This is a genomic window from Neisseria dentiae (assembly GCF_024580525.1).
Lineage (GTDB): Bacteria > Pseudomonadota > Gammaproteobacteria > Burkholderiales > Neisseriaceae > Neisseria > Neisseria dentiae_A.
The window spans coordinates 1-303 of record NZ_JANIKQ010000093.1; the positions used below are offsets into that span (position 1 = coordinate 1).

At 40.3% G+C, this 303-nt stretch carries 1 protein-coding gene; it reads left to right on the top strand.

Features of this window, described 5'->3' with window-relative positions; genetic code table 11:
• The coding region (locus tag NQ012_RS13005) for a hypothetical protein (protein WP_257067986.1) at positions 1-194 on the top strand (194 nt) is incomplete at its 5' end.
• Positions 195-303: the final 109 nt, after the last annotated feature.

Below are 303 nucleotides of genomic sequence, written 5' to 3' on the forward strand. Positions count from 1 at the left end.
CCCTTGAAATAGGGGATTTTAGAGGGGAAATAGGCAGAGATTTAATGTTTTTTAATCGGAAATTCAGATACGAAGCAGCCGGGTATGAAGAGAGTCATATCCGGCTATTTTTTGCAAAGGTCTCAGGTGTAGAAAATTCCAGCGTTGTTTACACTTTTCGCTTTTTGTTTGAAGATCCATTTTGGGATTTTTGAGGGTTGTCAAGAATGCCGAAAGGCACGGCGAAGCCGCATCGTTCTTGAGAATGCTCAAAAATCACGAAACCATCATTCCAGCAAAAAACAAAAGTCGTTTGGCATAAAA